The sequence below is a fragment of the Blastococcus sp. PRF04-17 genome (genome assembly GCF_023016265.1).
Lineage (GTDB): Bacteria > Actinomycetota > Actinomycetes > Mycobacteriales > Geodermatophilaceae > Blastococcus_B.
In genome coordinates, this window is record NZ_CP095412.1 from 1,250,163 (window position 1) to 1,276,648 (window position 26,486).

26 protein-coding genes and 2 pseudogenes are annotated in these 26,486 nt (G+C 73.7%); 14 read left to right on the forward strand and 14 right to left on the reverse strand.

All coding sequences use genetic code 11. From position 1 onward, the window contains the following. Positions 1-31: 31 nt before the first annotated feature. The 3 genes from pknB (at position 32) to MVA48_RS06310 (ending at position 4,219) form a co-directional block, all read left to right on the forward strand. The gene (pknB, locus tag MVA48_RS06300; RefSeq protein WP_246986943.1) at positions 32-2,023 is read left to right on the forward strand and encodes a Stk1 family PASTA domain-containing Ser/Thr kinase; all 1,992 of its coding nucleotides are present in this window, start codon (positions 32-34) and stop codon (positions 2,021-2,023) included. A 19-nt stretch (positions 2,024-2,042) separates the two neighbouring features. Then, on the forward strand, positions 2,043-2,924 hold the full coding sequence (locus MVA48_RS06305; protein ID WP_256461162.1) for a deoxyribonuclease IV: 882 nt from the start codon (positions 2,043-2,045) through the stop codon (positions 2,922-2,924). A 131-nt stretch (positions 2,925-3,055) separates the two neighbouring features. After that, a complete protein-coding gene (locus tag MVA48_RS06310; protein WP_246986945.1) occupies positions 3,056-4,219 on the forward strand; it encodes a S8 family peptidase in 1,164 nt (387 codons plus the stop codon). A 42-nt stretch (positions 4,220-4,261) separates the two neighbouring features. Here the strand turns inward: MVA48_RS06310 and MVA48_RS06315 are convergent, their stop codons facing one another. The 3 genes and pseudogenes from MVA48_RS06315 to MVA48_RS24015 form a co-directional block, all read right to left on the reverse strand. Then, positions 4,262-5,272, reverse strand: a complete 1,011-nt coding sequence (locus MVA48_RS06315; protein WP_246986947.1) for a threonine aldolase family protein — start codon at positions 5,270-5,272, stop codon at positions 4,262-4,264. A 75-nt stretch (positions 5,273-5,347) separates the two neighbouring features. Then, a complete protein-coding gene (locus MVA48_RS06320; RefSeq protein ID WP_246986949.1) occupies positions 5,348-6,685 on the reverse strand; it encodes a class II 3-deoxy-7-phosphoheptulonate synthase in 1,338 nt (445 codons plus the stop codon). 79 nt (positions 6,686-6,764) lie between these two features. Next, positions 6,765-7,789: pseudogene (locus MVA48_RS24015) on the reverse strand (6-phosphofructokinase). Positions 7,790-8,107: 318 nt separating this feature from the next. Here MVA48_RS24015 and MVA48_RS06335 point away from each other — a divergent pair. Continuing rightward, a complete protein-coding gene (locus MVA48_RS06335; RefSeq protein WP_246986953.1) occupies positions 8,108-10,261 on the forward strand; it encodes a methyl-accepting chemotaxis protein in 2,154 nt (717 codons plus the stop codon). Between the two features lie 17 nt (positions 10,262-10,278). Here the strand turns inward: MVA48_RS06335 and MVA48_RS06340 are convergent, their stop codons facing one another. From MVA48_RS06340 to MVA48_RS06365, 6 genes are all read right to left on the reverse strand, one after another. Further along, entirely contained in the window at positions 10,279-10,962 is a 684-nt protein-coding gene (locus MVA48_RS06340) for a hypothetical protein (RefSeq protein WP_246986955.1), read from the reverse strand. Positions 10,963-10,981: 19 nt separating this feature from the next. Further along, positions 10,982-11,275 carry a GlsB/YeaQ/YmgE family stress response membrane protein gene (locus tag MVA48_RS06345; RefSeq protein WP_246986957.1) on the reverse strand — a complete coding sequence of 98 codons (294 nt, stop codon included), beginning with the start codon at positions 11,273-11,275 and terminating at the stop codon, positions 10,982-10,984. A gap of 136 nt (positions 11,276-11,411) precedes the next feature. Then, complete coding sequence (locus MVA48_RS06350) at positions 11,412-11,735, reverse strand: STAS domain-containing protein (protein ID WP_246986959.1); 324 nt, start codon at positions 11,733-11,735, stop codon at positions 11,412-11,414. A 241-nt stretch (positions 11,736-11,976) separates the two neighbouring features. Next, on the reverse strand, positions 11,977-13,182 hold the full coding sequence (locus MVA48_RS06355; RefSeq protein WP_246986961.1) for a PucR family transcriptional regulator: 1,206 nt from the start codon (positions 13,180-13,182) through the stop codon (positions 11,977-11,979). Positions 13,183-13,256: 74 nt separating this feature from the next. Continuing rightward, entirely contained in the window at positions 13,257-13,751 is a 495-nt protein-coding gene (locus tag MVA48_RS06360; protein ID WP_246986963.1) for a polyadenylate-specific 3'-exoribonuclease AS, read from the reverse strand. Beyond that, positions 13,748-14,194, reverse strand: coding sequence for a RidA family protein (locus tag MVA48_RS06365; RefSeq protein ID WP_246986965.1), 447 nt, complete (start codon positions 14,192-14,194; stop codon positions 13,748-13,750). Before MVA48_RS06365 ends, MVA48_RS06360 begins: the two co-directional genes overlap by 4 nt. A gap of 55 nt (positions 14,195-14,249) precedes the next feature. Between MVA48_RS06365 and MVA48_RS23370 the strand changes: the two genes are divergently transcribed. Continuing rightward, positions 14,250-14,738: an FGGY family carbohydrate kinase gene (locus tag MVA48_RS23370; protein ID WP_256461131.1), complete on the forward strand. Its 489-nt coding sequence runs from the start codon at positions 14,250-14,252 to the stop codon at positions 14,736-14,738. Continuing rightward, a pseudogene (locus tag MVA48_RS23375) lies at positions 14,735-15,514 on the forward strand (FGGY family carbohydrate kinase); the annotation flags it as partial. The gene MVA48_RS23370 and the pseudogene MVA48_RS23375, both read left to right, overlap by 4 nt. A gap of 296 nt (positions 15,515-15,810) precedes the next feature. Here MVA48_RS23375 and MVA48_RS06375 read toward each other — a convergent pair. Beyond that, on the reverse strand, positions 15,811-16,710 hold the full coding sequence (locus MVA48_RS06375) for an SDR family oxidoreductase (RefSeq protein ID WP_246986967.1): 900 nt from the start codon (positions 16,708-16,710) through the stop codon (positions 15,811-15,813). A 119-nt stretch (positions 16,711-16,829) separates the two neighbouring features. Here MVA48_RS06375 and MVA48_RS06380 point away from each other — a divergent pair, with 119 nt between their 5' ends. From MVA48_RS06380 to MVA48_RS06395, 4 genes are read left to right on the forward strand one after another with little or no spacing between them, the layout of a single operon-like run. Then, complete coding sequence (locus tag MVA48_RS06380; RefSeq protein WP_246986969.1) at positions 16,830-18,371, forward strand: flavin-containing monooxygenase; 1,542 nt, start codon at positions 16,830-16,832, stop codon at positions 18,369-18,371. Next, on the forward strand, positions 18,368-19,006 hold the full coding sequence (locus tag MVA48_RS06385) for an alpha/beta fold hydrolase (RefSeq protein WP_246986971.1): 639 nt from the start codon (positions 18,368-18,370) through the stop codon (positions 19,004-19,006). The genes MVA48_RS06380 and MVA48_RS06385 overlap by 4 nt, the downstream gene beginning before the upstream one ends. After that, the gene (locus tag MVA48_RS06390; RefSeq protein WP_371821198.1) at positions 18,913-19,314 is read left to right on the forward strand and encodes an alpha/beta fold hydrolase; all 402 of its coding nucleotides are present in this window, start codon (positions 18,913-18,915) and stop codon (positions 19,312-19,314) included. Before MVA48_RS06385 ends, MVA48_RS06390 begins: the two co-directional genes overlap by 94 nt. A 4-nt stretch (positions 19,315-19,318) precedes the next feature. After that, the gene (locus MVA48_RS06395; RefSeq protein WP_246986975.1) at positions 19,319-19,960 is read left to right on the forward strand and encodes a TetR/AcrR family transcriptional regulator; all 642 of its coding nucleotides are present in this window, start codon (positions 19,319-19,321) and stop codon (positions 19,958-19,960) included. Here MVA48_RS06395 and MVA48_RS06400 read toward each other — a convergent pair. Beyond that, on the reverse strand, positions 19,957-20,712 hold the full coding sequence (locus tag MVA48_RS06400; RefSeq protein ID WP_246986977.1) for a lysophospholipid acyltransferase family protein: 756 nt from the start codon (positions 20,710-20,712) through the stop codon (positions 19,957-19,959). The two genes, MVA48_RS06395 and MVA48_RS06400, sit on opposite strands and share 4 nt — an antisense overlap. Before the next feature lie 125 nt (positions 20,713-20,837). On the opposite strand from MVA48_RS06400, the gene MVA48_RS06405 reads away from it, so the two are divergent. From MVA48_RS06405 to MVA48_RS06420, 4 genes are all read left to right on the forward strand, one after another. Next, positions 20,838-21,653: an alpha/beta hydrolase gene (locus MVA48_RS06405; protein ID WP_246986979.1), complete on the forward strand. Its 816-nt coding sequence runs from the start codon at positions 20,838-20,840 to the stop codon at positions 21,651-21,653. After that, a complete protein-coding gene (locus MVA48_RS06410) occupies positions 21,650-22,330 on the forward strand; it encodes a hypothetical protein (RefSeq protein ID WP_246986989.1) in 681 nt (226 codons plus the stop codon). The genes MVA48_RS06405 and MVA48_RS06410 overlap by 4 nt, the downstream gene beginning before the upstream one ends. Before the next feature lie 290 nt (positions 22,331-22,620). Further along, positions 22,621-22,827 carry a hypothetical protein gene (locus tag MVA48_RS06415; protein WP_246986991.1) on the forward strand — a complete coding sequence of 69 codons (207 nt, stop codon included), beginning with the start codon at positions 22,621-22,623 and terminating at the stop codon, positions 22,825-22,827. Continuing rightward, the gene (locus tag MVA48_RS06420; protein ID WP_246986993.1) at positions 22,824-24,068 is read left to right on the forward strand and encodes an ornithine cyclodeaminase; all 1,245 of its coding nucleotides are present in this window, start codon (positions 22,824-22,826) and stop codon (positions 24,066-24,068) included. The genes MVA48_RS06415 and MVA48_RS06420 overlap by 4 nt, the downstream gene beginning before the upstream one ends. Here the strand turns inward: MVA48_RS06420 and MVA48_RS06425 are convergent. The 3 genes from MVA48_RS06425 to MVA48_RS06435 are packed head-to-tail and all read right to left on the reverse strand — an operon-like array spanning position 24,065 to position 26,486. Further along, positions 24,065-25,054, reverse strand: coding sequence for an ROK family glucokinase (locus MVA48_RS06425; protein WP_246986995.1), 990 nt, complete (start codon positions 25,052-25,054; stop codon positions 24,065-24,067). The two genes, MVA48_RS06420 and MVA48_RS06425, sit on opposite strands and share 4 nt — an antisense overlap. Next, positions 25,051-25,356: a hypothetical protein gene (locus tag MVA48_RS06430; protein ID WP_246986997.1), complete on the reverse strand. Its 306-nt coding sequence runs from the start codon at positions 25,354-25,356 to the stop codon at positions 25,051-25,053. Before MVA48_RS06430 ends, MVA48_RS06425 begins: the two co-directional genes overlap by 4 nt. After that, positions 25,353-26,486: an ArsA family ATPase gene (locus MVA48_RS06435; protein ID WP_246986999.1), complete on the reverse strand. Its 1,134-nt coding sequence runs from the start codon at positions 26,484-26,486 to the stop codon at positions 25,353-25,355. The genes MVA48_RS06430 and MVA48_RS06435 overlap by 4 nt, the downstream gene beginning before the upstream one ends.

Genomic DNA, 26,486 nt, shown 5'->3' on the forward strand with positions numbered 1-26,486 from the left:
CGCAGCGGATCTGCTACCTACACTCGCTCGGGTGGACACAGCCGTGACCGACCCTGCGGTGGGCCTGGTCCTCGAGGGGCGCTACCGCCTCGAGGAGCGGCTCGCCCGTGGCGGCATGTCCACCGTCTACGGGGCGACCGACCTGCGCCTGCACAAGACGGTCGCGGTCAAGGTGATGGCCGAGCACCTCGCGCACGACCCGACCTTCGTCGACCGGTTCACCCGGGAGGCGCGGGCCGCCGCGATGCTCAGCCACCCGAACGTCGTCGGCGTCAGCGACCAGGGCAGCGACCAGGGGCTGGTCTACCTGGTCATGGAGCTCGTCCGCGGGCGGACGCTGCGCGATCTGCTGACGGCGCGGGGCCGGCTCACCGTTGCCGAGGCCTTCGCCGTCCTCGAGCCCGTGCTCGCCGGTCTCACCGCGGCCCACCGGGCCGGCATCGTGCACCGCGACATCAAGCCGGAGAACGTCCTCATCGGCGTGGACGGCGTGGTGAAGGTGGCCGACTTCGGCCTCGCGCGCGCCGTCGTCGGCAACGGCACCGCCCAGGCCAGCCAGACCGGCGGCGTGCTCATCGGAACGGTGGCCTACCTCTCCCCCGAGCAGCTGGAGCGTGGCCGGGCCGACGCCCGTTCCGACATCTACGCGGCCGGGATCGTGCTCTACGAGATGCTCACCGGGCATCCGCCGTACGGCGGCGACACGCCGCTCGCGGTCGCCTACCAGCACGTGCACCACGACGTCCCCGCGCCGTCGGCCGAGGTGCCGGGTCTCCCCTGGGCGGTCGACGAGCTGGTCGCCCGCACCACCCGGCGAGACCCGTCGGGACGGCCGCTGGACGCCGGTGCGTTCATGGCGGAGCTGGCCCACGTGCGCAAGGACCTGGGCCTCGAGCCGGTGCCCGTGCCGACCGGCCGGAGCACCGCCGGGCCGGGCACGCTGCGGCCGACCAACCGGCCGACGCGTCCGCGGCACCCCAGCGACCCCGGCACCGCCGTGCTGGCCGGCCAGCGGGGCGACCGGTCGACCGGCCGCACCAGCATGATGCCGGGCATGGGCGCCGGCCCGACGATGAACGTCAACGGACGGCGCCCCGCGCTGGACCGCCCCCGCCCCGGTGTTCCCCAGCACATCCGTCGCCGGCGGGCCCGCTTCGCCGTGGCGATCATCCTGCTGCTGGCGATCACCATCGGTGCCATCGGCTGGTGGCTGGGCTCGGGCCGATGGACGACGATCCCCGAGCTGGTCGGCAAGGAGCAGGGCGCCGCGATCGACCTGCTCCAGGGCGCCGGGCTCGATCCCGACTGCTGCGAGCAGGTGTGGAGCGAGGAGTTCCCGGTGGGTGCGGTCATGTCGACCGAGCCGCCGGCCGGGGAGGCGATCCGCGGCACCGACGTGCGGCTGGTCGTGTCCAAGGGGCCCGAGCGCTTCGTCGTCCCCGCCGAGCTGGTGCACCGCCCGGAGGCCGAGGTCGTGGGGTGGCTCCAGGCGGAGCGCCCGGAGCTGCAGGTGACCACGACCCAGGAGTACGACAACGGGCTCGACTCGGGCCTCGTGGTCCGCTTCGACCCGCCCGCCGGCACCGAGCTGCGCCGCGACCAGGTGGTCACCGTCGTCGTGAGCAAGGGCCACGAACCGGTGCGGGTGCCGGACGTGACCGGGCAGACCCCCGAACAGGCACGGGCCAACCTCGAAGGGCTCGGCTTCGGCGTCGAGCGCGTGGCGGACGGCCGCAGCGCCGCCGTGGCGGCCGGCGAGGTCATGACGGTCACCCCCGGCCCCGGCGACGGACCGGTGCCCTACGCCTCGACGATCAAGATCCAGGTGTCGGCCGGTGTCCCCCTGGTGGCCGTCCCGGACCTCAAGGGGATGGACGCCGAGGAGGCCGCCGCAGCGCTCGAGGCCGTGGGTCTCAAGGTCGACGCCACGAAGTTCTTCGGCAACAAGGTGCGCCAGCAGCAGCCGGCGGCGGGTGAGCACGCCGAGCAGGGCAGCACGGTGAAGATCCTGGTGACCTTCTGACCGTGCCCGTTCCCCGCGCATCGGCGCGCAGCTCCAGATCAAGGGCGGCCTGGCTCGCGGTGGGCTCGCCTACACCGACGCCGTCGGCGCCGAGGCCGTGCAGGTCTTCGTCGGCAACCCCCGCGGCTGGAGGCTGACCCCCGGCGACCCGGCGCAGGACGCGCTGTTCGTCGAGGGGTGCGCCGAGCGGTCGGTCCCGTCGTTCATCCACACGCCCTACCTGGTCAACGTGGGCTCACCCACGGAGGCGACGGTCGAGCAGTCGATCGCCTGCATCGCCCACAACCTCGCCCGCGGTACCCGGCTCGGCGTCCGCGGCGTCGTGGTGCACGCCGGGTCGGCCGTGGGCGAGGACCGCTACGAGGCGGCCCTCCGGCAACTGCACGACCGGCTGCTGCCCGTGCTCGAGTCGCTGCCGGACGACGGCCCGCGGCTGCTGATCGAGCCGACCGCCGGCGGCGGCAAGGCGCTGGCCGCGACGGTCGAGGATCTCGGCCCCTACTTCGCCGCGCTCGAGGGCCACCCGCTGCTCGGCGTCTGCTTCGACACCTGCCACGCCTGGGCCGCCGGCCACGACCTCGCGGCGCCCGGCGGGATGAGCGCGACGCTGGACACGCTCGAGACGGTCGTCGGCCCCGGCCGGCTGGGCCTGGTGCACGCCAACGACTCGCTGGACGAGTGCGGCTCGAAGCGCGACCGGCACACCAACATCGGCGAGGGCGCGATCGGTGTGGCCCCGTTCGCTGAGCTGCTGGCGCACCCGTCGACGTCCGGCGTCCCCGTCGTGGTCGAGACGCCGTCCGAACGCGACGGCTCCCCCACCGCCGGCCACAAGCGCGACATCGACCTGCTGCGGTCGCTGGCCGACGTGCCGTCGGAGTCCCGCCCGACCGCCGCCTGATCCGTCCCACCAGCCACAACAGTTTCCGGCGCGGCCCGGTGACTTGATGTGATCATGTTCGCACCCTTTGCTACGCGGAGCCCGCGCCGTCGTCCGTGCGGACCGGCCCCCGCAGCGAGGAGACCCCACCCGTGCCCATCCGCAGGAACCTCGGCGCCGCCGCCGTCGTCGCGCTGACCGCCACCGGCCTCGGCGCCACCGTCGGCGATGCGGCCGCCGCACCGCCCGCCCAATCGGCCGTCGAGACCTACATCGTCACGCTCGACGGCGGCAGCGTGCCGGCACAGGTCGCCGCACGCGCCGAGCGCCGGTTCGGCGGCCGGACCGAGCACGTCTACACCGCGACCCTGAACGGCTTCGCCATCCAGCTCCCGGTGGCCGCCGCCGACCGGCTGCACGCCCTCGACGGGGTCGTCGCCGTCGAGGCGGACCAGCCGATCACCGTGGCGGAGTCCGCCGCCTCCTGGGGCCTGGATCGCATCGACCAGCGCACCCTCCCGCTGAGCGGCACGTACACCGCGGCCTCGACGGGCGCCGGCGTGACCGCATACATCATCGACACCGGCATCCAGTTCTCGAACGTCGACTTCGGTGGCCGCGCGGTCTCCGGCTACGACGCCGTCGACGGCGGTAGCGCCGACGACTGCAACGGACACGGCACGCACGTCGCGGGCACCGTGGGCGGGACGAAGCACGGCGTCGCGAAGGACGTCCGCCTGGTGGCGGTCCGCGTGCTCGACTGCAGAGGGAGCGGCACCACCGCCGGCGTGATCGCCGGGGTCGAGTGGGTCACGAAGCACCGCACGTCGCCGGCGGTCGCGAACATGAGCCTCGGCGGCGGCGTCAGCACCGCCCTCGACAATGCCGTGAGCGCCTCGATCGCCTCCGGGGTGACCTACGCGGTGGCAGCGGGCAACGGCAACTCCCGCGGTGTCCCGCAGGACGCCTGCACCGTGTCCCCCGCGCGCGTCGGCTCCGCGCTCACCGTGGGAGCCACGGACAAGACGGACGCAGCCGCCTCGTTCAGCAACTACGGTGCCTGCGTCGACCTCTTCGCCCCGGGCGTGGGCATCACCAGCGCCTGGTACGCGCGGAAGAGCACCACCGCGACGAAAACGATCAGCGGGACGTCGATGGCCAGCCCGCACGTGGCCGGCGTGGCCGCCCTGTTCCTGCAGAACGCGCCGGACGCGAGCCCGGCGTCGGTCGCCACCGCGATCACCGACCTGACCACGAAGGACGCCGTCCCGACGTCCGCGACGGCGAACAACGACCTGCTGTTCACCAGCTACTGACCAGTGGGCCGGGTCGCCGTCCAACGGCGACCCGGCCGGCAGTCACCCGGCGACGAGCTCGCCCAGGACGTCGGCGGCCCGCTCGATCGCGGCTCGGTCGACGTCGAGGTGGGTGACCAGCCGGATCCGGCGGGCGCTCACCTGCGACACCAGCACCCCCTGGGCCTTCGCGGCCTCGGCGACCACCGGTGCGTTGACGTCGTCCAGCACCACCATGTTGGTCTCGACGGTCGACGGGTCGACGCCGAGGCGCTTGGCCAGCAGCTGCGCGTGCTCGTGGTCCTCGCCGAGCCGGGGCAGGTGGTGGTCCAGGGCGTACTGGCAGGCCGCCGCGAGGACGCCGACCTGCCGCATGCCGCCACCGAGGCGCTTGCGCCACAGCCGCGCGGTGGCGATCCGCTCCGCCGAGGCCACGAGCGCGGAGCCGACCGGCGTCCCGAGACCCTTGGAGAAGCAGACGGACGCCGTGTCGGCCAACGAGCCGTAGGTCGACAGCGGCACCCCGGACGCGGCGTGCGCGTTCCAGATCCGGGCCCCGTCGAGGTGCACGTTCACGCCGGCGCGCCGCGACCAGTCCCAGAGCTGCTGCAGCTCGCCCAGCGGCTGGACGAGCCCGCCGCCGCGGTTGTGCGTGTTCTCGACGGCGATCGCCGCGGTGCCGGTCAGGTGCCAGTTGTCCTGCGGACGCACCTGCTCGATCAGCTGGGCCGCCGACAGCCGCCCGCCGTGCGACACGACCGTGCGGGTCGACAGCCCGAAGATCGCCGCCGCCGCGCCCATCTCGTAGGTGACCACGTGCGCATCGGCGTCGCAGAGCACCTCCTGGCCCGGCTCGCAGACCAGCCGCATGCCGATCTGGTTGCCCATGGTGCCGCTGGGCACGAAGAGCGCCGCCTCGTGGCCGAACATCGCGGCCACCCGCTCCTCGAGGGCGTTGACCGTCGGGTCCTCGACGTAGACGTCGTCACCCACCTCGGCGTCGGCCATGGCGCGCCGCATCCCGGCGGTGGGACGCGTGACCGTGTCCGACCGGAGGTCTATCAAGGCGGTCATTCGATCAGTCCGTCTGGCGCCGGTGCAGGGGCCCGCCGTGAGCGTGCGAACGGTGGGGGGCAGCGGGGTCCTTCATCATCCGCGGAGCATCTCGGCGACGAGGAAGGCCAGCTCCAGCGACTGACCGGTGTTCAGCCGGGGGTCGCACGCGGTCTCGTACCGGCTGTTGAGGTCCTCGTCGCTGATCTCCATGGCACCGCCGAGGCACTCGGTGACGTCCTCACCGGTGAGCTCCACGTGGATGCCGCCCGGCCAGGTGCCCAGAGCCCGGTGCACGTCGAAGAAGCCGAGCACCTCGTCGACGACCCGGTCGAAGTGGCGGGTCTTGTAGCCCGTCGAGGACTCGTGGGTGTTGCCGTGCATCGGGTCGCACTGCCACACGACCTGGTGCCCGCTGGCGGTGACCTTCTCGACGATCGCCGGCAGCACGTCGCGGATCTTGCCGTTGCCCATCCGGCTGATGAGCGTCAGCTTGCCGGGCAGGCCCTCGGGGTCGAGCCGCTCGACGAGCTCGCTGGCCTGCTCGGGCGTGGTGGTCGGGCCGATCTTGACGCCGATCGGGTTGGCCAGCTTCGAGGCGAACTCGATGTGCGCGCCGTCCATCTGCCGCGTCCGCTCCCCCACCCACACGAAGTGCGCGGAGGTGGCGTACGCCCGGCCGTCGTGCACCCGCAGCAGGGCGCGCTCGTAGTCGAGGATGAGCGCCTCGTGGCTGTTGTAGAGGTCGACCTGGTGCAGCGCGCTCGAGTCGACGCCGCAGGCGCGCATGAAGGCCAGCGCCCGGTCGATCTCGCGGGCGATCACCTCGTACCGGACGCCGGCCGGCGAGGTCGACACGAAGTCCTTGTTCCAGTCGTGGACGGCGTGCAGGTCGGCGAGGCCGCCCCGGGCGTACGCGCGGATCATGTTCATCGCCGCCGCCGAGTTCGCGTAGGCCCGCACCAGCCGGAACGGGTCCGGGATGCGCTTCTCCAGCACCGGCTCCAGGTCGTTGACCATGTCCCCCCGGTAGGAGGGCAGGCCGAGGGCGTCGATGTCGGACGAGCGCGGCTTGGCGTACTGACCGGCGATCCGGCCCACCTTGACCACCGGCACGCTGGCGCCGTAGGTGAGGACGACGGCCATCTGCAGCAGTGTCCGCGTGGTGCTCTGCAGGTGGGAGTCGGTGTTGAGGTCGAAGGTCTCCGCGCAGTCGCCGCCCTGCAGGAGGAACGCCTTGCCCTGCGCGACGTCGGCCAGCTGCAGCCGGAGGGCGTCGATCTCGGACGGCGCGACGATCGGCGGCACCGTCGACAGCGTGGTCAGCACGGTGTCGAGGGCGCCACGGTCGGGCCACTGCGGCTGCTGGGCTGCGGGGAGGTCCTTCCACCGGTCGAGGCCGGGGATCAGCTCAGCAGGTTCGGGGAGACTCACGCTCCCGAGGGTACTGTGCGGTCGGGCCCCGTCCCGAGGCTCGCCCCGGGCCTGCGAGGGGTGAGGAGGACGGGGTCCTTCAGCCGAAGAAGACCTCGGCCTCGGCGTACCGCTCGGTGGGCACCAGCTTGAGCTGAGCCGTGGCGGCCGACAGCGGCACCCGCACGATGTCGGTGCCGCGCAGCGCCACCATCACGCCGGACTGCCCGTCGTGGACGGCGTCCACCGCGGCCAGCCCGAAGCGCGTGGCGAGCACCCGGTCGAACGGCGACGGCGTTCCGCCGCGCTGGATGTGTCCCAGCACGACCGCCCGCGCCTCGCGTCCGGTGCGGTCCTCGATCAGCGAGGCCAGCGCCGCGCCGATGCCGCCGAGGCGCACGTGCCCGAAGGCGTCCTTCTCCCCGGTCGAGAGGATCAGCTCGCCGTCCTTGGGCTTGGCACCCTCGGAGACCACGACGATCGGCGAGTAGCCGGAGTCGAACCGGTGCTGGCAATGGGCGACGACGCCGTCGACGTCGAACGGGTTCTCCGGGATGAGGATGACGTTCGCCCCACCGGCCATGCCTGCGTGCAGCGCGATCCAGCCGGCGTGCCGCCCATGACCTCGACGACCAGCGTCCGGTGGTGCGAGTCGCCGGTCGTGTGCAGCCGGTCGATCGCCTCCATCGCCACACCGACGGCGGTGTCGAAGCCGAACGTGTAGTCCGTGGCGTCCAGGTCGTTGTCGATCGTCTTCGGGACGCCGACCACCCGGACGCCGGCCTCGGCCAGCTTGGTGGCGACGCCCAGCGTGTCCTCGCCCCCGATCGGGATCAGCGCGTCGATCGCCAGCCGGTCCAGGGTGTCCATCACCCGCTCCGGGCCGCCGTCGACGCCATAGGGGTTGGTCCGCGAGGTCCCGAGCACCGTGCCGCCACGCGGCAGGATGCCGCGCACCGCCTTGAGGTCCATCGGGACGGTGTCGTCCTCGAGGACGCCCCGCCAGCCGTCCCGGAAGCCGACGATCTCGTCGCCGTGCTCGCCGATGCCCTTCCTGACCACCGCCCGGATGACGGCGTTGAGACCGGGGCAGTCGCCCCCGCCGGTCAGGATGCCGATGCGCATGGAGACCTCCGGGTGTCGCGCTCGAGTGCGAGGTGGTTCGACGGCGTCATGATGCCGCAGGGAAGGGACCCCTGCTCCCCGCCCCTCGCGAGCTCGGATCGGTGCCCAGCAGGGGCCTCGTCGGTCACGTGACCTGGGTCGTCGCCGTCACGGGCCGGCCCCGGGGAGGCGGTGCGCGCTCGTCGCTCACTGGAGCCGCCTCATCCCTGGAGCAGGAACAACATGTCGGTGTGGTCACGAACCCGGCGACCCGGTCGCCGGGGCCCGCCGTCCTGCCGAGGAACAGGACTGACCGCCTCCGAGCTGCGAAGGACCGACATGCGCTGGACGACCTCCCTCCCTCCGTGGGCCACCCCGGCCAACTGGGGCATCCGCACCAAGGTGGTGGCGCTCGCCGTGACGAGCGTCGCGGTGACGGGTGCGGCCATGAGCGGCGTGAGCGCATGGCAGAGCGGCCAGTTCGCCGGTGCAGCGGAAGCGGACGTCAGCGCGCTGGTGGCCGCGGACATCTCGCGCACCGCGGCCGGCGTCCGGGACGTCGTCGCCACCCAGGGGGCCTCCACGTCGGCGAAGGTCGACTCCGATCTCGCCACGGCGCAGTACGTCCTCCAGCAGTCCGGCGGCTTCGCCATCGACGAGGGCGGGGCCGGCCTCGTCGACTGGGAGGCGAAGAACCAGTTCACCGGCGAGGTCACGCCCCGCGCGCTGCCCCGCGTGCTCGTCGGCGGCGAGTGGCTGGGCCAGAACGCCGACGTCGCCGTCCCGACCCCCGTGGTCGACGAGGTCAAGTCGATGGTCGGCGCCACGGTGACGATCTTCCAGCGCACTCCGGAGGGCGACTTCCTGCGGGTGGCCACCAACGTGCGGGCCGCCTCGGGCACGCGGGCGATCGGCACCTACATCCCGGCGGTGAACCCGGACGGGGCGGCCAATCCCGTCGTGGCGACGGTGATGAAGGGCGACACCTACCGCGGCAACGCCTTCGTCGTCGACTCCTGGCTGGTGTCGGCGTACGCCCCGCTGTTCGGGCCGGGCGGCGACGTGATCGGCGTGCTCTACGTGGGCGTCAAGCAGGAGAACCTGCCGGCCCTTCGCGAGAGCCTGGACGCGACCACCGTGGGCGACACCGGGCACATCGAGGTCTTCGGGGGCACCGGCGACCGCGCGGGCACCGTGCTCATCAGCCCCGGCGGCGCCCGCGACGGCGAGAACCTCCTCGAGGCCACGGACGCGGAGGGGGCGCCCTACGTCCGGCAGATGGTCGACGCCGCCGTCGGCCTCGCTGACGACGAGCAGGCGACCGTGCGCTACGTCGATCCGGAGGAGGGCCCGACGACCGTCCGCCTCACCTACTACGCCCCCTGGGACTGGGTGATCGCCACGGTCGCCCGCGACGGCGACTTCTCCGGTCCCGTCGAGTCGATGGAGGCCGGCCGGTCGTCGATGGTCTGGTCGATGGTCCTCGCCGCTGCCCTCATCGCCGTCCTCGGCGGTGCTCTGTCGTACTGGATCGGCCGCCGCCTGACCGCTCCACTGCACAGGCTCAAGGACCGGATGGCCGAGATCGCCGACGGCGAGGGCGACCTGACGCAGCGGATGGACGACTCACGAACCGACGAGGTCGGCCAGCTCTCCGGTGCGTTCAACCGCTTCGTCGACAAGGTCGCAGGCACCGTGCGCGACATCGGCCGCTGCGCCCGCGAGGTCGCGTCGTCCGCCGCCGGGGTCTCGGCCGTCGCCGACGGTCTCGCCGGGCGCGCGGCGCGCAGCCGCGATCAGGCGCAAGGGGCGCACCGCACCGCGGCGGACATCAGCACGAGCGTCTCCGCTGCGGCCTCCGGCGCGCAGGAGATGGGTGCATCCATCTCGGAGATCGCACGCAGTGCCGCGGACGCCGCCGCGGTCGGGCGTCAGGCGGCCGACCTGGCCGAGAAGACGGAGAGCACGATCGCCGCCCTGGGCGCGAGCTCGGCCGAGATCGGCGACGTGGTCAAGGTGATCTCGGGCGTGGCCGAGCAGACCAACCTCCTGGCGCTGAACGCGACGATCGAGGCGGCGCGCGCCGGTGACGCCGGCAAGGGCTTCGCGGTCGTCGCCAACGAGGTGAAGGAGCTCGCCCAGGAGGCCGGCAAGGCCAGCGACGAGATCGCCCAGCGCGTGCAGGGCATCCAGGCCGAGACGTCCGCCGCCGTGCGGGCGATCGCTCAGATCGCCGAGGTGGTGCGGACGATCAACGACCACCAGACCACGATCGCCAGTGCCGTCGAGGAGCAGACGGCCACCACGGGGGAACTGACCCGCAGCGTCGCCGCGGCGGCCGACGGCGCCGGCGTCGTCACCAGCACCCTCACCATGGTCCGACAGGACGCCGACGACAGCGCGGACGACGTCGACCGTGCCCGGACGGCGGCCCGCGAGCTGGACGCGCTCTCTTCGGAGCTCAACCGCCTGCTCGGGGCCTTCACCGTCTGACCACGGGCGCGGGTGTCTCAGTCGGCCGGGTCGCGGTCGTTCCCGATGTAGCCCGCCGGTGAGGTGCCGCCGTCGGTCAGCCACCGGTTGACCGCCTCGGGTTCGCGCCGGCCCAGCTCGTCGAGCAGGAGCGCCCGCAGCTCCGCGGCGACGGGGGCGTGCCGGGGGGACCGGAGCAGCCGCTCGGTGGTCTCCCAGTCATGCAGCAGGCGTGCCGTGGGGAGGGTGTGCAGGCCCGCACGGACCGCCGCGACGTCGGGCACGTCCGGGGCGTCCGGGGCGTCGGGCGAGCCCACCCACGCGAAGGCGCGGTCGCCGGCGACGAACGTGCCGAGGACCACGAGCACGAACAGCGCAGTCCCCCCGACGGCCCCGGACGCCGCCACGCCCGCGGTGAACGGCGCCAGCAGGAACCCGGCCACCGCCACGTGGACGACGACGTGGCGCCTGGCCGGATCCCGGAACAGCTTCGGCTCCACCAGCACCGCGACGAGGGCGGAGAGCAGGCCGATCGCGGGCGCGATCACCAGCATCCCGACCCACGGGGTCACCAGCGCGCCGGGCAGGGCGACGCCGACGTACAGCACGACCACCACGTTCCCCGCCCACCGGACGGCCAGCCGGTGCAGCTGCGCTCGTCGCGCGAGGGGCGGGCCCGGCTGCGGCCGGGAGTCCGGCCACGGGTCCGGAGGAACGGGCACGTCGGCGATCATGGAACTGTCAGGTCGTGCCGCGTCGCGCGGTCGTCCCGGAGGCCCGGCGGCCGGAGATGCGGTTGTAGACGAGCAGCACGATCACGGCGCCGATCACCGAGCCGATGATCCCGGCCGGGCTGAAGCCCCGGTCACGGAAGCCGCCGAACAGCAGACCGAGGACGAGGCCCCCGACGACGGAGCCGCTCACGCCGAGCAGCAGGGTGGCGACCAGGCTCATGGAGTCCTTGCCGGGAACGAGCGCGCGGGCGAGGAGGCCGGCGATCAGGCCGACGACGAGGAGCCAGAGCAGCGACAGCATGTACGCCTCCGTGGGGGACGAGCGGTTCGACACAGCGGGGGTGACCGCCGTGGACGGCCGGGATTCGGTCCTGCCCGGGCAGCGTTCGTCGTCTCGGTCCTGCCGGATCCCGGCAAGGAGGGCGACGCCCGCGGTCTCAGCTCCCGGAGGGCCGGTCGCCCGATCGCCCCGTCCGGACGTCATGGCACCGGGAGGGCCACGGCTGGGCCAGCGGCAGCCCCAGCAACCGGAACACCTGCGTGACCGCGCGTGACGCCGAGACCACGACGACGTCCCGCTCGAGGACGGGCGCCAGGCCGTGGGTGTCGACGAACGACACGTCGCGGAGGTCCAGGAGCACGAGGCCGGGATCGGTCGAGCGGACGTGCTCGAGCACGGCTTCGAGCAGGTCTCGCCCGGCGAGGTCCAGCTCACCGGACACCGCCACGACCGGCCGCTCCCCCGACCGCCTGATCTCCATGGCCAGGCCGGGGGGCTGCGCGTCCTGACCCACAGCAGGCGGAACGGCCGGCAATCCCTGCCTCGACGACGCGGACCGGCGCGGGGACCGGGCCGGCGGACGGCTCCGGAAACGCTGCAGGGAGTGCGAGGTACGCGTCATGTCCCGACGCTAGGGCGCAGGGGGGACGCACCGTCAGGTCGCCAGGTGGACAACTCCGGGTCGTGGCGTTGCCGGGACCCGGCAGGAAAAGGGCCGCGGGTCACTCGGCGGACGCCGGTCTGGCCGGCCAGTCCAGCAGCCGGGCCCCGGTGACGGCCACCATCAGCGGCAGCTGGTCCGCGGGGTCGGCCGGGTCGTACCCCGTGAGCTCCCGCACCCGCTGGAGCCGGTAGGTGACCGCTCGCACGCTGAGGTGCAGCCGCCGGGCGGCCGAGGCCGCGTTCCGTCCGGCGGCGAAGTACGCCTCCACCGTGGCCACGAGCACCTCCGGACCGCCACGCGCGTGCTCGAGCGGGCCGAGGACGGTGCCGACGAGGTCGGCGATGGCTGCCTCGTCGCGCAGCAGGACGCGGTAGACGAGCATGTCGCGGGCCTGGACGACCCGCTCGGGCAGGTCCAGCCGGTCGGCCACCTCCAGCGCGTCGACGGCCTCCCGGTAGGACCGCAGGACGCCGCGCGGTCCGGGGTGCGACCGTCCGACGCCGACCCGCCAGCCGGCCCGGCGGGTCAGCCGGGCCACCGCCGGGCCGGCGAGCTCCGCGAGGGCTCGTCCGTCGGCATCGCCGTCCTGTCCCGGGCTGGAGGACACCACGCTGACCAGCCGACCGTCCTTGGCGGCGACGAGCAAGCCCCTGTCACGGAAGCGCGCCCGGGCCTCCTCCTCGAGCCACATCGTGAGGTGCATGCCCGCGTCGGCCGGCCGGTCGGTCGCCGCCACCGTCACCGTGTGGCTGCCGGCGAGCGCCAGCCCCAGGCGCTCGGCCCGTTCGACCAGCGAACCGACCTCGGACCTCCCGGTGAGCAGGTCGTCCACGAACTCCCGCCGGAACGCCTCCTCGCGCCGCACCACCTCGCGCTGCGCGTCGAGGTGACCGGCCGCGAGTGCGGCCAGCGCGGTGTCCGCCCCGCGCCACACCGCCTCTCCGACGGCGACCAGTTCCGCCGACCCCGGCGCCCTCCCCCGTGCGTCACCCAGCAGGGCCGGCAGCCGCGGCCAGATCCGGCGGGACGCGGTCATGTACAGATCCACCACCGCAGGCAGGCTCACCCCCTGCTCCGCGGCCGCGGCACCCAGCCCGCGGCAGTGCGCCTCCTCGACGCCCGTGAGCCGTCGTCCGTCCCGGGCCACGGCGACCAAGGCGGCGAGGTAGCCGTCGAGCAGCGACGCGGGCAGGTCCCGCTCGCGTGCCGCGGCAGCGGTGACCTCGGCGATCACGGCCGCCTCCGACTCCTCACCGAGCCGCATGCCTGGCACCCTCCCTCGGCGATCGCGGCCCGGACAGGCCGGTCCGCCGCTGGATGGTGCCACGCGGCGGTGCGTCAGACGGCCCGTGCGGCCTCCATGGCACGCCAGCGGGCCAGGTTGTAGCGAGCGTCGACCAGCGCGTCGTGCGTGCCGGTCGGCTTGGTCGGCAGCTCTGGCCGGCCGAGGTCGTCCCAGCGCTGCCGGAGCTCGCGGGTGAACCTCGGTATCGGCCGGGGCAGCGCGGGCATGGCCCCCCACAGCTGGCAGAGCGCGACGTGGTCGTAGGCGCCGAACCACGCCCAGAGCTCGATCTCCTCCCCCGCCCCGGTCAGGAAGGCGAGCAGGTCCTCGCGGATGCGCTCGCGGCTGCGCCACGCCTTGTCCGCCGGCGGCGGCAGCTGGTCGAGCACGTTGCGCCGCACCCACGGGATCGCTCTGCGCTCGTCGAACTCGGTGCTGACGGCGTAGAACTCGCGGCCGGTCTCGTCGACGACGCCGATCGAGACGAGGTCGATGGTGGTGCCGTCCTCGATGAACTCGGTGTCGTAGAAGAAGCGCCGGACCGTCACGCCGCCACCGTCTCGTCGTGCGGCGGCGCGGGCTCCCGCCAGCTGTCGCGCACCGCCACCGCCTCGACCTCGACGAGCTGGTCGGGATGGCCGAGCACGGTCACCCCCACCAGCGTGCTCGGGGCGTCGTGGTCGCCGAACGCCTCCCGAAGGACCTCCGAGGCCGCGACCAGGTCGCCCCGATCGGTGGTCGCCACGAACACCGTCGTCTTCAGCACGTCGGAGAGCTCGGCACCGGCGCCCTCGAGGGCGGTGACGAGGTTGGTCACCACCTGCCGGGTCTGGGCCGCGACGTCGCCTACGCCCACCGTCGCGCCGCCGGCGTCGACCGGGCGGGCACCGGCCGTGAAGACCATCCGCCCGGGATCGGTGACGGCGGCGTAGGCGTAGGGCACGGTGCCGGTCAGGCCGGGTGGGCGGACGAGTTCGATACCGATGCTCACCGGTCGATCCTGGATCACGAGCGGACCCCTGTCGTGCGCAGATAGGTTCGCGCCCATGCCGGTGCTCGCGATCGATGCAGGTACGACCGGGGTGACCGCGCTGGTGGTGGGCGAGGACGGCGACGTCCTGGCCCGCGGCTACCGCGAGTTCGCCCAGCTGTTCCCCCGGCCCGGCTGGGTCGAGCACGAGCCGGACGACATCTGGACGGCGACCGTCGCGGCCTGCCGCCAGGCGCTGGCCGGCACCGACCAGCAGCCCACCTGCGTCGGGATCACCGACCAGCGCGAGACGGCCGTCGTCTGGGACCGGCGCACCCTGCACTCCCCGCGCCCGGCGATCGTCTGGCAGGACCGCCGCACCACCGCGATCTGCGACCGGCTGCGCGCCGACGGCGTGGAGTCCCGGCTCGCCGAGCTGACGGGCCTGCGCCTGGACCCCTACTTCACCGCCACGAAGTACTGCTGGCTGGCCGCCGAGGAGCCGCCACGTGGAAGGGCGTGGTGGACGGCGGCCTGGCGCTGGGCACCGTGGACTCCTACGTGATCGCCCGGCTGACCGGCGGTGCCGCGCACGTCACCGACCCCAGCAATGCCAGCCGCACCCTGCTCTACGACCTGGCGCAGGGCGGCTGGTCCGACGAGCTGTGCGAGCTCTTCGACGTACCGCGGTCGGCACTGCCCGAGGTGGTGCCGAGCTCCGGCGTCGTGGGCTCGACGGACCCGGACTCGTTCCTCGGTCTCTCGCTGCCGGTGGCCGGGATCGCCGGTGACCAGCAGTCGGCGCTGTTCGGGCAGGCCTGCTACTCCCCAGGCGACAGCAAGTGCACGTACGGCACCGGCTCGTTCGTGCTGACCAACACCGGGTCGGAGATCGTCCGCTCCGAGGCCGGGCTGCTGACCACCGTGGCCTGGGACATCGGCGACGGCCCGGTCTACGCGCTCGAGGGCGCGATCTTCGTGACCGGCGCCGCGGTGCAGTGGCTGCGCGACGGCCTGGGCCTGATCGACTCCGCGGCCGAGATCGAGGGGCTGGCGCGCACGGTGCCCGACTCCGGCGATGTGGTCTTCGTGCCCGCGCTGACCGGCATGGGCGCCCCGCACTGGGACCCGCACGCCCGCGGCGCCATCGTCGGCATCACCCGCGGCACCACCCGCGCGCACCTCGCCCGGGCGACGCTGGAGGCGATCGCGTTCGAGGTCCGCGACGTCGTCGACGTGATGGTCGACGAGGCCGGACTGACCCTGACCGAGCTGTCCGCCGACGGCGGGGCCAGCGCCAACGACCTGCTGATGCAGCTGCAGGCCGACCAGCTGGGCGTGCCGGTCCGCCGTCCGCAGGTCACCGAGACCACGGCCCTGGGCGCGGCCTTCCTGGCCGGCCTGGGCACCGGCGTCTGGGGCTCCACGGACGAGCTGGCGCGGACCTGGTCGCTGGACCGCCGGTTCGAGCCGGAGCAGGGCCGCCGGGACGACGGCCGCCACGCCCGCTGGCGCGACGCCCTCCCCGCGCCGGCGCCTGGACCGACTGACCGAGGCTCCGCCCCCAGCCGTGATCATCGGCGTATGGCTGCCCCGATCGGCGCGTCGACCAGCCATATGCCGATGATCACGGCTCTCTACGCGGCGCCCTGGGAGCGGTCACCGACCGAGTGGGCGCCGAACTCGCGGCCGCCCAGCGCCCGGATGTCCCGCTCCAGCTGCGGCACCTGCTTCGCCGAGATCGCCATCGCCAGCTTCTCGGCGACGACGCCGGTGACCAGCTGCCGGAGGGCGGCGACGGTCCCGACCGAGCGGGGCACGAAGACGCGCCGCTTCCGCGTCTCCAGGTTGTCGACCAGCGCCTCGGCGCACGCCTCCACGGACGTGAACGCGCCCAGCGGGCCGGGCAGCCGCTTGCGGGTCTCGGCGAAGGTCGGCAGGGCCGCCTCGGTGTCGCGGACCATGTCGGTGTCGATCCACGTCGGGTGGGCGCTGCCCACGGTCACCCCGCGGTGGGCGACCTCCAGGCGCAGCGCGTCGCCGAACCGCTCGAGCCCGGCCTTGGCGGCGCAGTAGGCGCTCATCCCCGGCAGCACGGTGAACGCCGCCGCCGAGCTGATCAGCAGCACGTGCCCCCGGCGCTTCGCGATCTCCGGCAGCGCCGCGTGCGTGGTCAGCATCGCGCCGATCAGGTTCACCTCGATGGTGCGGGCCAGCGCGTGCGCCGACGACGTCATCACCGTCGTCAGCGGCGCGATGCCCGCATTGGCGACGACGACGTCGAGACCGCCGAACGTGTCCACAGTCCGCTGGACGGCGGCCTCGAGCGCCTCGGCGTCGGTGACGTCGGCCTCCACCCACAGGTGGTCCGGGCCCAGCTCGTCGGCCACCGTGGCCAGCTCCGCCGGCTCCAGGCCGACCAGCGCGACGCGGGCGCCGCGGGCGGCGGCCTTGCGGGCCAGTGCCGCACCGATCCCCCGGGCGGCGCCCGTGATCAGGACGCTCCGGCCGGTCAGCGGGGTGCGGGGTCGCGGCATCGCGGGCTCTCCTCGGGTCCGGGCGCCCGAATTGAGCGCCGCTGCAGGCCGTTGTAGCTTGTTGAGCGTTGCTCAGCAAGCCGGAACGAGAGCGTCCGGACCAGCGAAGGAGCCCATCGGTGACCACCCTCGAGACCGAGCCCGCCCCCGCCCCGACGGCCGCGGCGGCCGTCCGCGAGGTCGACGTGGCGATCATCGGGTCCGGCTTCGCCGGACTGTGCATGGCGATCGCGCTGCGCCGCCGCCGCCAGACCGACTTCGTCGTCCTCGAGCGGGGGGACGACGTGGGCGGCACCTGGCGCGACAACACCTATCCGGGCGCCGCCTGCGACGTGCAGTCGAACCTCTACTCGTTCTCCTTCGCCCCGAACCCGGACTGGCCGCGCTCCTACTCCGAGCAGCCGGAGATCCAGGAGTACCTCCGCTCGACCGCCGACCGCTTCGGCGTCCGGCCGCACTGCGTCTTCGGCGCCGACGTCACCTCCGCGCGGTGGGACGACGCCGCGCGCCGCTGGGACATCACGACCACGGCCGGCCGGTTCCGCAGCCGCATCCTGGTCTCCGCGGCCGGCGCCCTGGCCGACCCGACCTATCCCGACATCCCCGGGCTCGACACGTTCGCCGGCACCGTCATGCACTCGGCCCGCTGGGACCACGGGCACGACCTGACCGGTGAGCGGGTCGCGGTCATCGGCACCGGCGCCTCGGCGATCCAGGTCGTGCCGGCGATCCAGCCGATCGTCGAGAGCATCGCGGTCTACCAGCGCACGCCCGCGTGGGTCGTGCCGCGCACCGACCACCCGGTCGCACCGTGGCTCAAGCTGCTCTACCGGTTCGTCCCGGGGCTGCAGAAGGCGATCCGGGCGTTCCTCTACCTGGTCCGCGAGTTCCTCGTCCTCGGCATGGCCAAGAACCGGCGGCTGCTCACGCCGGTGGGCAAGCTGGCCAGGGCGCACCTGCACCGCCAGGTCCGCGACCCCAAGCTCCGCGCCGCCCTGACGCCGGACTACACGATCGGCTGCAAGCGCATCCTGATCAGCAACGACTACTTCCCGGCCGTCGCCGCCCCCAACGCCGAGCTCGTGACCGCCGGCATCGCCGAGGTCCGGCCGACGTCGATCGTCGCTCAGGACGGCGTCGAACGGCCCACCGACACGATCGTGCTGGCCACCGGCTTCCACGTGACCGACCTGCCGATCGCCCAGAAGATCTGCGGCCGCGACGGCCGCTCGCTGGCCGACGTCTGGTCCGAGGGCATGGTCACCAACCGCAGCGCCGCGGTCGCCGGCTTCCCGAACATGTTCCTGCTGGTGGGACCCAACGTCGGCGTGGGGCACACGTCGATGGTCTACATGATCGAGTCGCAGGTCGCCTACGTCGACGACGCGCTGGCGACCATGGACGCCGAGGGCCTCGAGGTGCTCGAGACGACGCCGGAGGCGCAGGACGCCTACCGCGCGATGATCGCCGAGAAGTCGAAGGGCACCGTGTGGCTGGCCGGCGGGTGCGCCAGCTGGTACCTCGACGAGCACGGGCACAACACGACGCTGTGGCCCGACTTCACCTTCCGCTTCCGGAAGCTGACCAAGAAGCTGGACCGCGAGAACTACGTCGGCATCCCCGCCGGCGCGCCGACCAGCACCGAAGAGGTGGCCGCGTGAACTCCCGGACGGTTCTCCGCCGCGTCGCCGCCGTCCGGACCCCGGACGGCGCCCAGCTGCACGCCGTCGTCGACGGCCGGGACGACGCCCCCGTCACCCTCGTCCTCGCGCACGGCTGGACCCTGGCCCAGGCCACGTGGGACGACGTCGCCGAGCTGCTCGCTCCCCGAGTCGCGGACGGCGAGTTGCGGCTGATCCGCTACGACCAGCGCGGGCACGGCCGCTCGACGTGGGGTTCTCCCACCCACCCAGACACCTCGATCACCATCGACCTGCTCGGCGAGGACCTGGGCACGCTGCTCGACCAGCTCGTGCCCGACGGTCCGGTCGTCCTCGGCGGCCACTCGATGGGCGGCATGACCATCATGTGCCTGTCCGCGGCCCGGCCCGAGCTGTTCGGTGACCGCGTGCGCGGCGTCGTCCTCGTGGCGACGTCGGCCGGCGACCTCACCTCCGACCCGCGCAGCGCCGCCGCCGCATGGCCAAGCTGCACCCGGGCGTGCTCAACGCCGCTCTCGCGGGCGCCCGCGTCGTCGAGCGGGTGCGCCAGCTGCTGCCCCCGACGCACCCCCGGCACCAGAAGATGGTGCGCGACCTGCTCTACGGGGCCGACGCCACCGACCAGATGGTGCTGACCGGGGCGGAGATCATGCACGCCTCGACGCTCCGGGCCTTCATCGAGTTCATGCCGGCGCTCGAGGGGCACGACAAGCGGGAGAACCTCACCGCGCTCCGCGACGTCCCGGTGGAGATCTTCGTCGGCGACAGCGACAAGCTGACCCCGAAGCGGCACAGCCGGCAGCTGGCCGAGGCGCTGCCCCAGGCGGAGCTGCACGTCGTCGAGCGGACCGGTCACATGATTCCGCAGGAACGGGCGCAGCTGGTCACCGAGGCGATCGAGCGGCTGCTGGCGCGGGCCACCGCCGAACGCGCGGTCGCCTGACGCCATGACGGCGTCCTCGTTCCCCGGCCCGCCCCGCCTCCGGCGGACGGCGGGTGACCGGCGTGCCCAGCTGGTGCAGATCGGGCTCGAACTGCTGCCCACCACGCCGGTGCAGGAACTGACGATCGACGAGGTGGCCCGCCGGGCCGGCATCAGCCGCAGCCTGCTGTTCCACTACTTCGCGACCAAGCGGGACTACTACACCGCGGTCACCCGGGCCGCGGCCGACCTGATGTGGGAGCACCTGCTCCCCCGCCCCGGCACGCCGCCCGAGGAGCAGATCACCGGCATGCTCGACCGCTACGTCGGCTGGGTGGAGACATTCCGCGACAGCCACACGGCGTTCGTACGCGGCGCCGCGGGCGGCGATCCCTGGGTCGCGGAGGTCTACGAGGAGACCCGCGGCCGCCTGGTCGACCTCGCGCTGCGGACACTGGGGCTGCCCGACGACGCCCTGCGCCGGCAGTTGGTGCTCGCCTGGTTCGCCTTCACCGAGGACCTGGTGGGCTCGTGGGCGCGTGAGCCCACGATGTCGCGGCCCGAGCTGCTGGAACTGCTCCGCGACGTGCTGGACCGGCTGCTGACCGACCCCCGTGCCCCCCACCGCTCCCAGGCTCGCGGCGGGACCCCGCACGAGGGCCGCTAGCTCGCCAGCGTGTCGGGCAGGCGGTCGCCCTCGGCGGGCGGCTCCAGCTTGGAGACGACCTCCGGCGCGCTCTTGCCGGTGGCGTCCATCGACTTCTTCACCGTGGCGCCGTAGACGTCGACGTACTCCTGGCCCGACAGCGTCATGATCTCGTACATGATCTCGTCGGTGATCGACCGCTCCACGAACCGGTCGCCGGCCAGCCCGTCGTAGCGGGAGAAGTCCAGCGGCTTGCCGTACTTGACGGTGACCCGTGTGATCCTCCGGCCGAACGGGAGCTTCTTCTTGCCGTAGACCATCGCGACCGGGATGACCGGCGCGCCGGTCTCCAGCGCCGTCCGGGCCACGCCGGTCTTGCCGCGGAAGAGCCGCCCGTCCGGCGAGCGGGTCCCCTCGGGATAGATGCCGAGCAGCTTGCCCTCCCGCAGGATCCGCATGCCGGTCTGGATGGCGTTCTCGGCGGCCGAGGCGTTCGTCCGGTCGATGGGCACCTGGCCGGCGGCGGAGAAGAAGAACCGGCGCAGCGTGCCCTTGACGCCCTTGCCGGTGAAGTACTCGGCCTTGGCGAGAAAGGTCACCCGGCGCTTCAGGAGGAGCGGCATGAAGATCCAGTCCGCCGCGGAGAGGTGATTGCTCGCCAGGATCGCCCCGCCGGTCGCCGGCACGTTCTCCGTGCCTTCGGCCCGCGGGCGGTACACGGCGTGGACCACCGGACCGATCGCGACGAACTTGAGGAACCAGTAGAACAACACGCCTCCCTCTGGAACTGCCAGACTAAAGACGCGGCCGTCTGAATCACAATCGGCCGCCCCGAGTGAGGTACCTGACACCGCCCTGCCGGTCGGCCCCGCCGCCGGACGCCGAGGAGGACAACCCCGTGGCCGACCCCACCGCCGTCATGCCCGGCGCCGAGCCGTTCGCCTTCCCCGGAGGTGGGCCGTCGGGAGAGGTTCCGGACGGGCGCACCGGCGTGCTGCTCGTCCACGGGTTCACCGGCACGCCGATGAGCATGCGGCCATGGGGCGAGCACCTCGCGGCGGAGGGTTTCGCCGTCCGCTGCCCGCTGCTGCCCGGCCACGGCACCCGCTGGCAGGACTGCAACGCCAGCACGCACGACCAGTGGACGGCGACCGTCGAGGAGGCCTTCGAGCAGCTCGCCGCCGACTGCGACCGGGTCTTCGTCGCGGGCCTGTCGATGGGCGGCACACTGGCCACGCGCCTGGCCGAGGTGCGCGCGGACGACGTCGCGGGCCTGGTGCTGGTCAACCCCGCGCTGCTCACCCAGCGGCTGGACGCCAAGCTCCTGCCCGTGCTCGCCCGGATCACGCCCAGCTGGGCGCCGATCGCCAGCGACATCAAGAAGCCGGGCGTCACCGAGCTCGCGTACCCGAAGCTCCCGACCCGGGCGATGATGCAGCTGCGGTCGCTGTGGTCGGCCACCCGCGCGGACCTGGCGAAGGTGACCGCGCCGACGCTGGTCTTCACCAGCGCCGAGGACCACGTCGTCGAGCCGGTCAACTCCTCGATCCTGCTGGCCAACATCTCCAGCACCGACACCACGCACGTCGTCCTCGAGGACAGCTACCACGTCGCCACCCTGGACAACGACGCCCCGCGCATCTTCGCCCGGTCCACGGAGTGGATCCGGGAGCACGTGGCGGCCAGGGAGACACCTCCCGCGGAGACCCGGTGACCGCCCGGCGCGGTCGCGGCCGGCTCGACAACGGTCTGGACGCCGCGCTCTGGAGCCCCGTGGGCGACGTCGACCCGCGGGTCGGCGAACACCTGCTCGACCTGCTGCAGGCGGTCGGCATCGCGGCGTACCTCGAACCGTCGGCGGACGTGGGCGAGTACACCCGCACCGTCTTCCTGCCCAGCCCGCCGGCGGACCGGCTGTTCGTCGACCGCGCCCGCCGCGTGGAGGCGCGTGCGCTGGTGGACGAGCACGCACCGCGCACCGACCACGCGCCCCTGCCGGAGCCGGCGACCGCCCGCCGCGAGATCGACGAGGACGCCGAGTGGGCCCGCATCGTGTCGGCCTTCGAGGCGGAGCACGGGCGCCCGCCGGTCGACGACGAGCCGTCGGACACGCCGGCGCCGGTGCCGCACGAGACGCCGATCCTCGACCTGCCGGAGGAGCACTTCGAGCCCCCGCCGCCGCCTCCGCTGCCCGCCCCTGCACCGGCGTCGCTCTACGCGGTGCTGCTCGTGCTCGCCGGCGTCGTGCTGATCGGTGCGCCGGGTCTCCTGCGGCTCTCGGCCGACGTGGGGCTGCTCGTCGGCGTGGTGGCGATCGCCGGTGGCGTCGCGATGCTGGTCTCGCGGATGCGCGAGCGGTCCGACGACGGCGACGACGGCGCGGTGGTCTGACGGGTGCCCGCGCCCTCGTCGGCGCCGGAACTGCACGCACCGCACGGGATCCGGCTCTCCTCGACGCCGAGGCCCGGGGCTGGGCCCGCACGTACTCGTTCGCCGGGCGGACGACGTGGTCGCTCACCGACTCCCGTCGCGCCGAGAACGAGCGACAGCTGGCGGCCGAGCTCGACGCGGCCGGGGCACGACAGGTAGCAGCCGAGGCGCATGCGGCCTTCCTGCCGCTCAACCGCAGGTCCGGCACCGTGTGCACGAAGTGGCAGATCCGGCCGACAGCGGTGGATCGCATGGCGGCCAACGACCACACCGACTGGGGCTGGGACGAGCAGGTGCTGCGCAGTCTCGCCTCGCTCGGCGACGGCCTCGACCGCGCACTCACCCCGCTCGCGGAGGCGCTCCCCCGCTTCGACGCACACGTCGACCGGTACCGCGCCGCGCTCGCTCGGCATCGAGCGTGGGGCCGAGGAGGGAACCGGTTAGCCTGCGGCGCGTGAGCCCCGCTTCCCACACCGCGACCGTGACCGTGACCGGCCATCTGATGGACACGGGCATTCTCGCCCGCATCCTGGACGACGTCCTCGAGTACGGCGGCGACTACCGGATCGAGAGCCTCGACCTCGGCCGCGAGCACGAGGACGAGTCGCGCGCGCTGATCGCGGTCAGCGCCGAGGGGGCCGAGCACCTCGACCGGATCCTGATGCGGGTCCAGATCCACGGCGCGAACCCCGTCGACCCGGGCACCGCCACCACCCGGCCGGCGCCCGCCGACGGCGTCTTCCCCGACGACTTCTACTCGACGACCAACCTCGAGACGTTCGTCCGGCTGGACCGCGAGTGGCTGCGGGTACAGCAGCCCGAGATGGACTGCGGCCTGGTGGTCACCGAAGGCGCCGACGGTCCGACGGTCCGCACGGTGCCGGTCAGCGACGTGCGGGTCGGCGACGCGGTGGTCTGCGGCGCCCACGGCGTGCGCGTGGAGCTGCCGCCGTCGGCGCCCCGCGGCGAGGAGGACGACTTCGGGTTCATGTCGTCGGCGGTGTCCAGCGAGAAGCCGCAGGCGCTGCTGGTCCGTCAGATCGCCGACCGCATGCGCGAGGTCAAGGCCGAGGGCAAGCGGATCCTCTGGGTCGGCGGGCCGGCCGTCGTCCACACGGGTGCCGCGCCGGCGATGGTCCGGCTGGTGCGCGCCGGCTACGTCGACGTCCTCTTCGCCGGCAACGCGCTGGCCACCCACGACATCGAGTCGTCGCTGTTCGGCACCTCGCTCGGTGTCGATCTGGCGAAGGGCTCGGGCGTGCCGCACGGGCACGAGCACCACATCCGGGCGATCAACACCATCCGCGCGGCGGGTTCGATCGCGAAGGCGGTCGAGTCCGGCGTCCTCACCGGCGGCGTCATGCATGCCATGGTCGAGGCGGGCAAGCCGTTCGTCCTCGTGGGCTCCGTGCGGGACGACGGCCCCCTGCCCGACGTCCACACCGACGTCATCGAGGGCCAGCGGGCGATGCGCGCGCAACTTCCGGACGTGGGTTTCGCGATCATGGTGGCGACGATGCTGCACTCGATCGCGACCGGGAACATCTTGCCGGCGTCGGTGCCGCTGGTCAGCGTCGACATCAACCCCGCGACGGTGACCAAGCTGGCCGACCGCGGCAGCGCCCAGGCGATGGGCATCATCACCGACATCGGCCTGTTCCTGGAGCAGCTGGCCCGGGAGCTGGCGCCGGAGGACTAAGCCTCCCCCTCGGCCACCGCCTGCCGCACCAGGTCCGCCGCGCCCACCAGGCCGGCCTGCGGGCCGAGCTCGGCGACGACGACCCGCGGTCCGGGCCGGAAGCCCCGTCCGGGCAGGGCCCGGGCCAGCCGCTGCCGGGCGGGGTCGAGCACCATGTCGCCGAGCTGGCTGACCGCGCCGCCGATCACTACCACCTCGGGGTCGAGGATCGCGGCGAGGTCGGCGATGCCCTGCCCGAGCCAGACGCCCACCTCCGTCACCAGCTCGAGCGCGAGCGAGTCCCCGTCCGCCGCGGCGCGGGCGACGTCCTCACCGGTGAGGCGGTCGGCCTGGCCGTCGACGCGTTCGAGCAGCCGGCCGGCCGCGGCGGGCGACGTGTGGGCCACCTCCCGGGCGGTCTGGCCCAGGGCGTTGCCGCTGGCGTACTGCTCCCAGCAGCCGCGGTTGCCGCAGGCGCACAGCCGGCCGTCCGGGACGACGCGCATGTGACCCCACTCCCCGGCCACGCCGTGCGAGCCGCGCCGGAGCCGGCCGTCGAGGACGATGCCGCCACCGATGCCGGTGCCCAGCGTGATCACCAGCGCCAGATCGGCGCCCCGGGCCGCCCCGTAGCGGTACTCCGCCCACGCGGCGGCGTCGGCGTCGTTGCCCACCCAGAGCGGGCGCTGCAGCCGGACGGCGAGGTCCTTGCGCAGTGTCGAGTTGCGCCAGGCCAGATGCGGGCTGAACAGCACCGTGTCGCCGGTGCGGTCGAACCAGCCGGCCGCCCCGACACCGACGCCCACGAGGTCGCCGTCGTGGGCGGCCGCCAGCTCGTCGACGACCGCGGCGATGGCGTCCTCCGTCTGGCGGACCGACGAGCCCGGGGTGGCCCGGCGCGCGGTGGCCAGCACCGTCCCGTCGGGAGCGACGACGCCGCCGGCCACCTTGGTGCCGCCGATGTCGATGCCGAGCGCCGCCGACCCGGCGGCCCCGGGGTCGGTCACGCGATCTCGATCTGCTGCACCGGCGGCGGCGGTTGGGCCTCGTCGGCGTCGGCTGCCGGATCCTCCGGTGCGTGCGCGGGTGCAGCGGCCTCGGCGAAGCTCCGCAAGGCCGTGGAGGTGGCGGTGAGCAGGTCCGCGAGCGCCTCGGTGACGTCGGGCCGCTCGCCGCGGACGACGGCCGCCGCCTTGCACACCGGGCACCACTGGCAGTCCGACGCATGGGTCCCGTCGGTCGCGTCACCGCTGCGCAGCAGGTCCAGCAGCCGTCGCGCCTGGTCGATCCAGTCGGTTCCGGGATTCATGGGGTCCTTCCCTCAGCGGCGAGGAGGTCGGCGGGCCAGAGCTGTGGATCCGGGCGGAAGCCCACCACGAGACGGGCGGCGGCCGTGCCGGGGTCGGCGAGGCGTCCACCGGTGACCTCGCACCGGCGCAGTAGCGAGTCCAGGCGCAGCGACCGGCGCGTGCCCGCCGCGGTGAGGACCAGGTCGTCCTGCCAGCGGGTGAGCTCGACGGCGGAGCGCTCGGCGAACGGCAGCGGCACGGTCAGCTGCCAGGCGCCCGCGCGTCGTTCGGCGGCAGGCGGCGCGGGCGACGACGGAATGGGCGGCTCGAACCCGTCGAGCAGGGCGGCGATCCCCGCGACGTCGCTCGGCATGGTGGCGACCTCGGGCACCTGGTGGACGGGCGCGATCCCGGCGAGCTCGCCCAGGACGGCGTCCTGCTCGGTGCCGCGGGCGGTGGCCCACTCCCCCGCCCCGTCGAGCGGGAACACCCGGACGAGGACGGCGTCGGTGCGCAGCCCGTGCAGCCCCAGCGCGGTCGCCGCCGTCCGCAGCACGGGCACCGACGACCGCCGCGCCAGGGCAACCACGCAGACCGAGGTCGCCGTCGGGTCGGCCATGCGGTCGGCGGCCAGCAGCCCCTCCACGGCGGGGACGGCGGCGAGCGCGGCGTCGACCGGGCCACGGCGGACGGTTCCCGAGGCGACCGCGGCGGTCCGCACGGCGGCGAGCGCCCGCATGCCCGGCGGCATCACCTGCTCCAGCCACCAGCGCAGCGCGGCGGGCAGCCCGACCAGTCGCGTGGCGGCGTCCACCGGCCCGGCGTCGACCACCACGAGGTCGGCATCGGCCCGCGCGAGCTCGGCGAAGACGGCGACCTCGGCCGATCCGGGCAGCGGCACGACCGACGAGGACGGCGGCAGCGTCAACTGCGGCAGCGCCGCGGCGACCGGCCCCGCCGCCGTGGCCCACAGGCGCTCGACCGCCTGCTGCTCGTCGACGACCCTCACGTCGAGGCCGGTCACCGTCCCCAGGTCGTCGACCTGCGGCACCTGCCGGGTGAGCAGCAGGGTGCGCCGACCGGCCCGGGCGGCGCGCAGGGCGGCCGCGCAGGCGAGCGTCGACGTCCCGGCACCTCCCGGGCCGGTCAC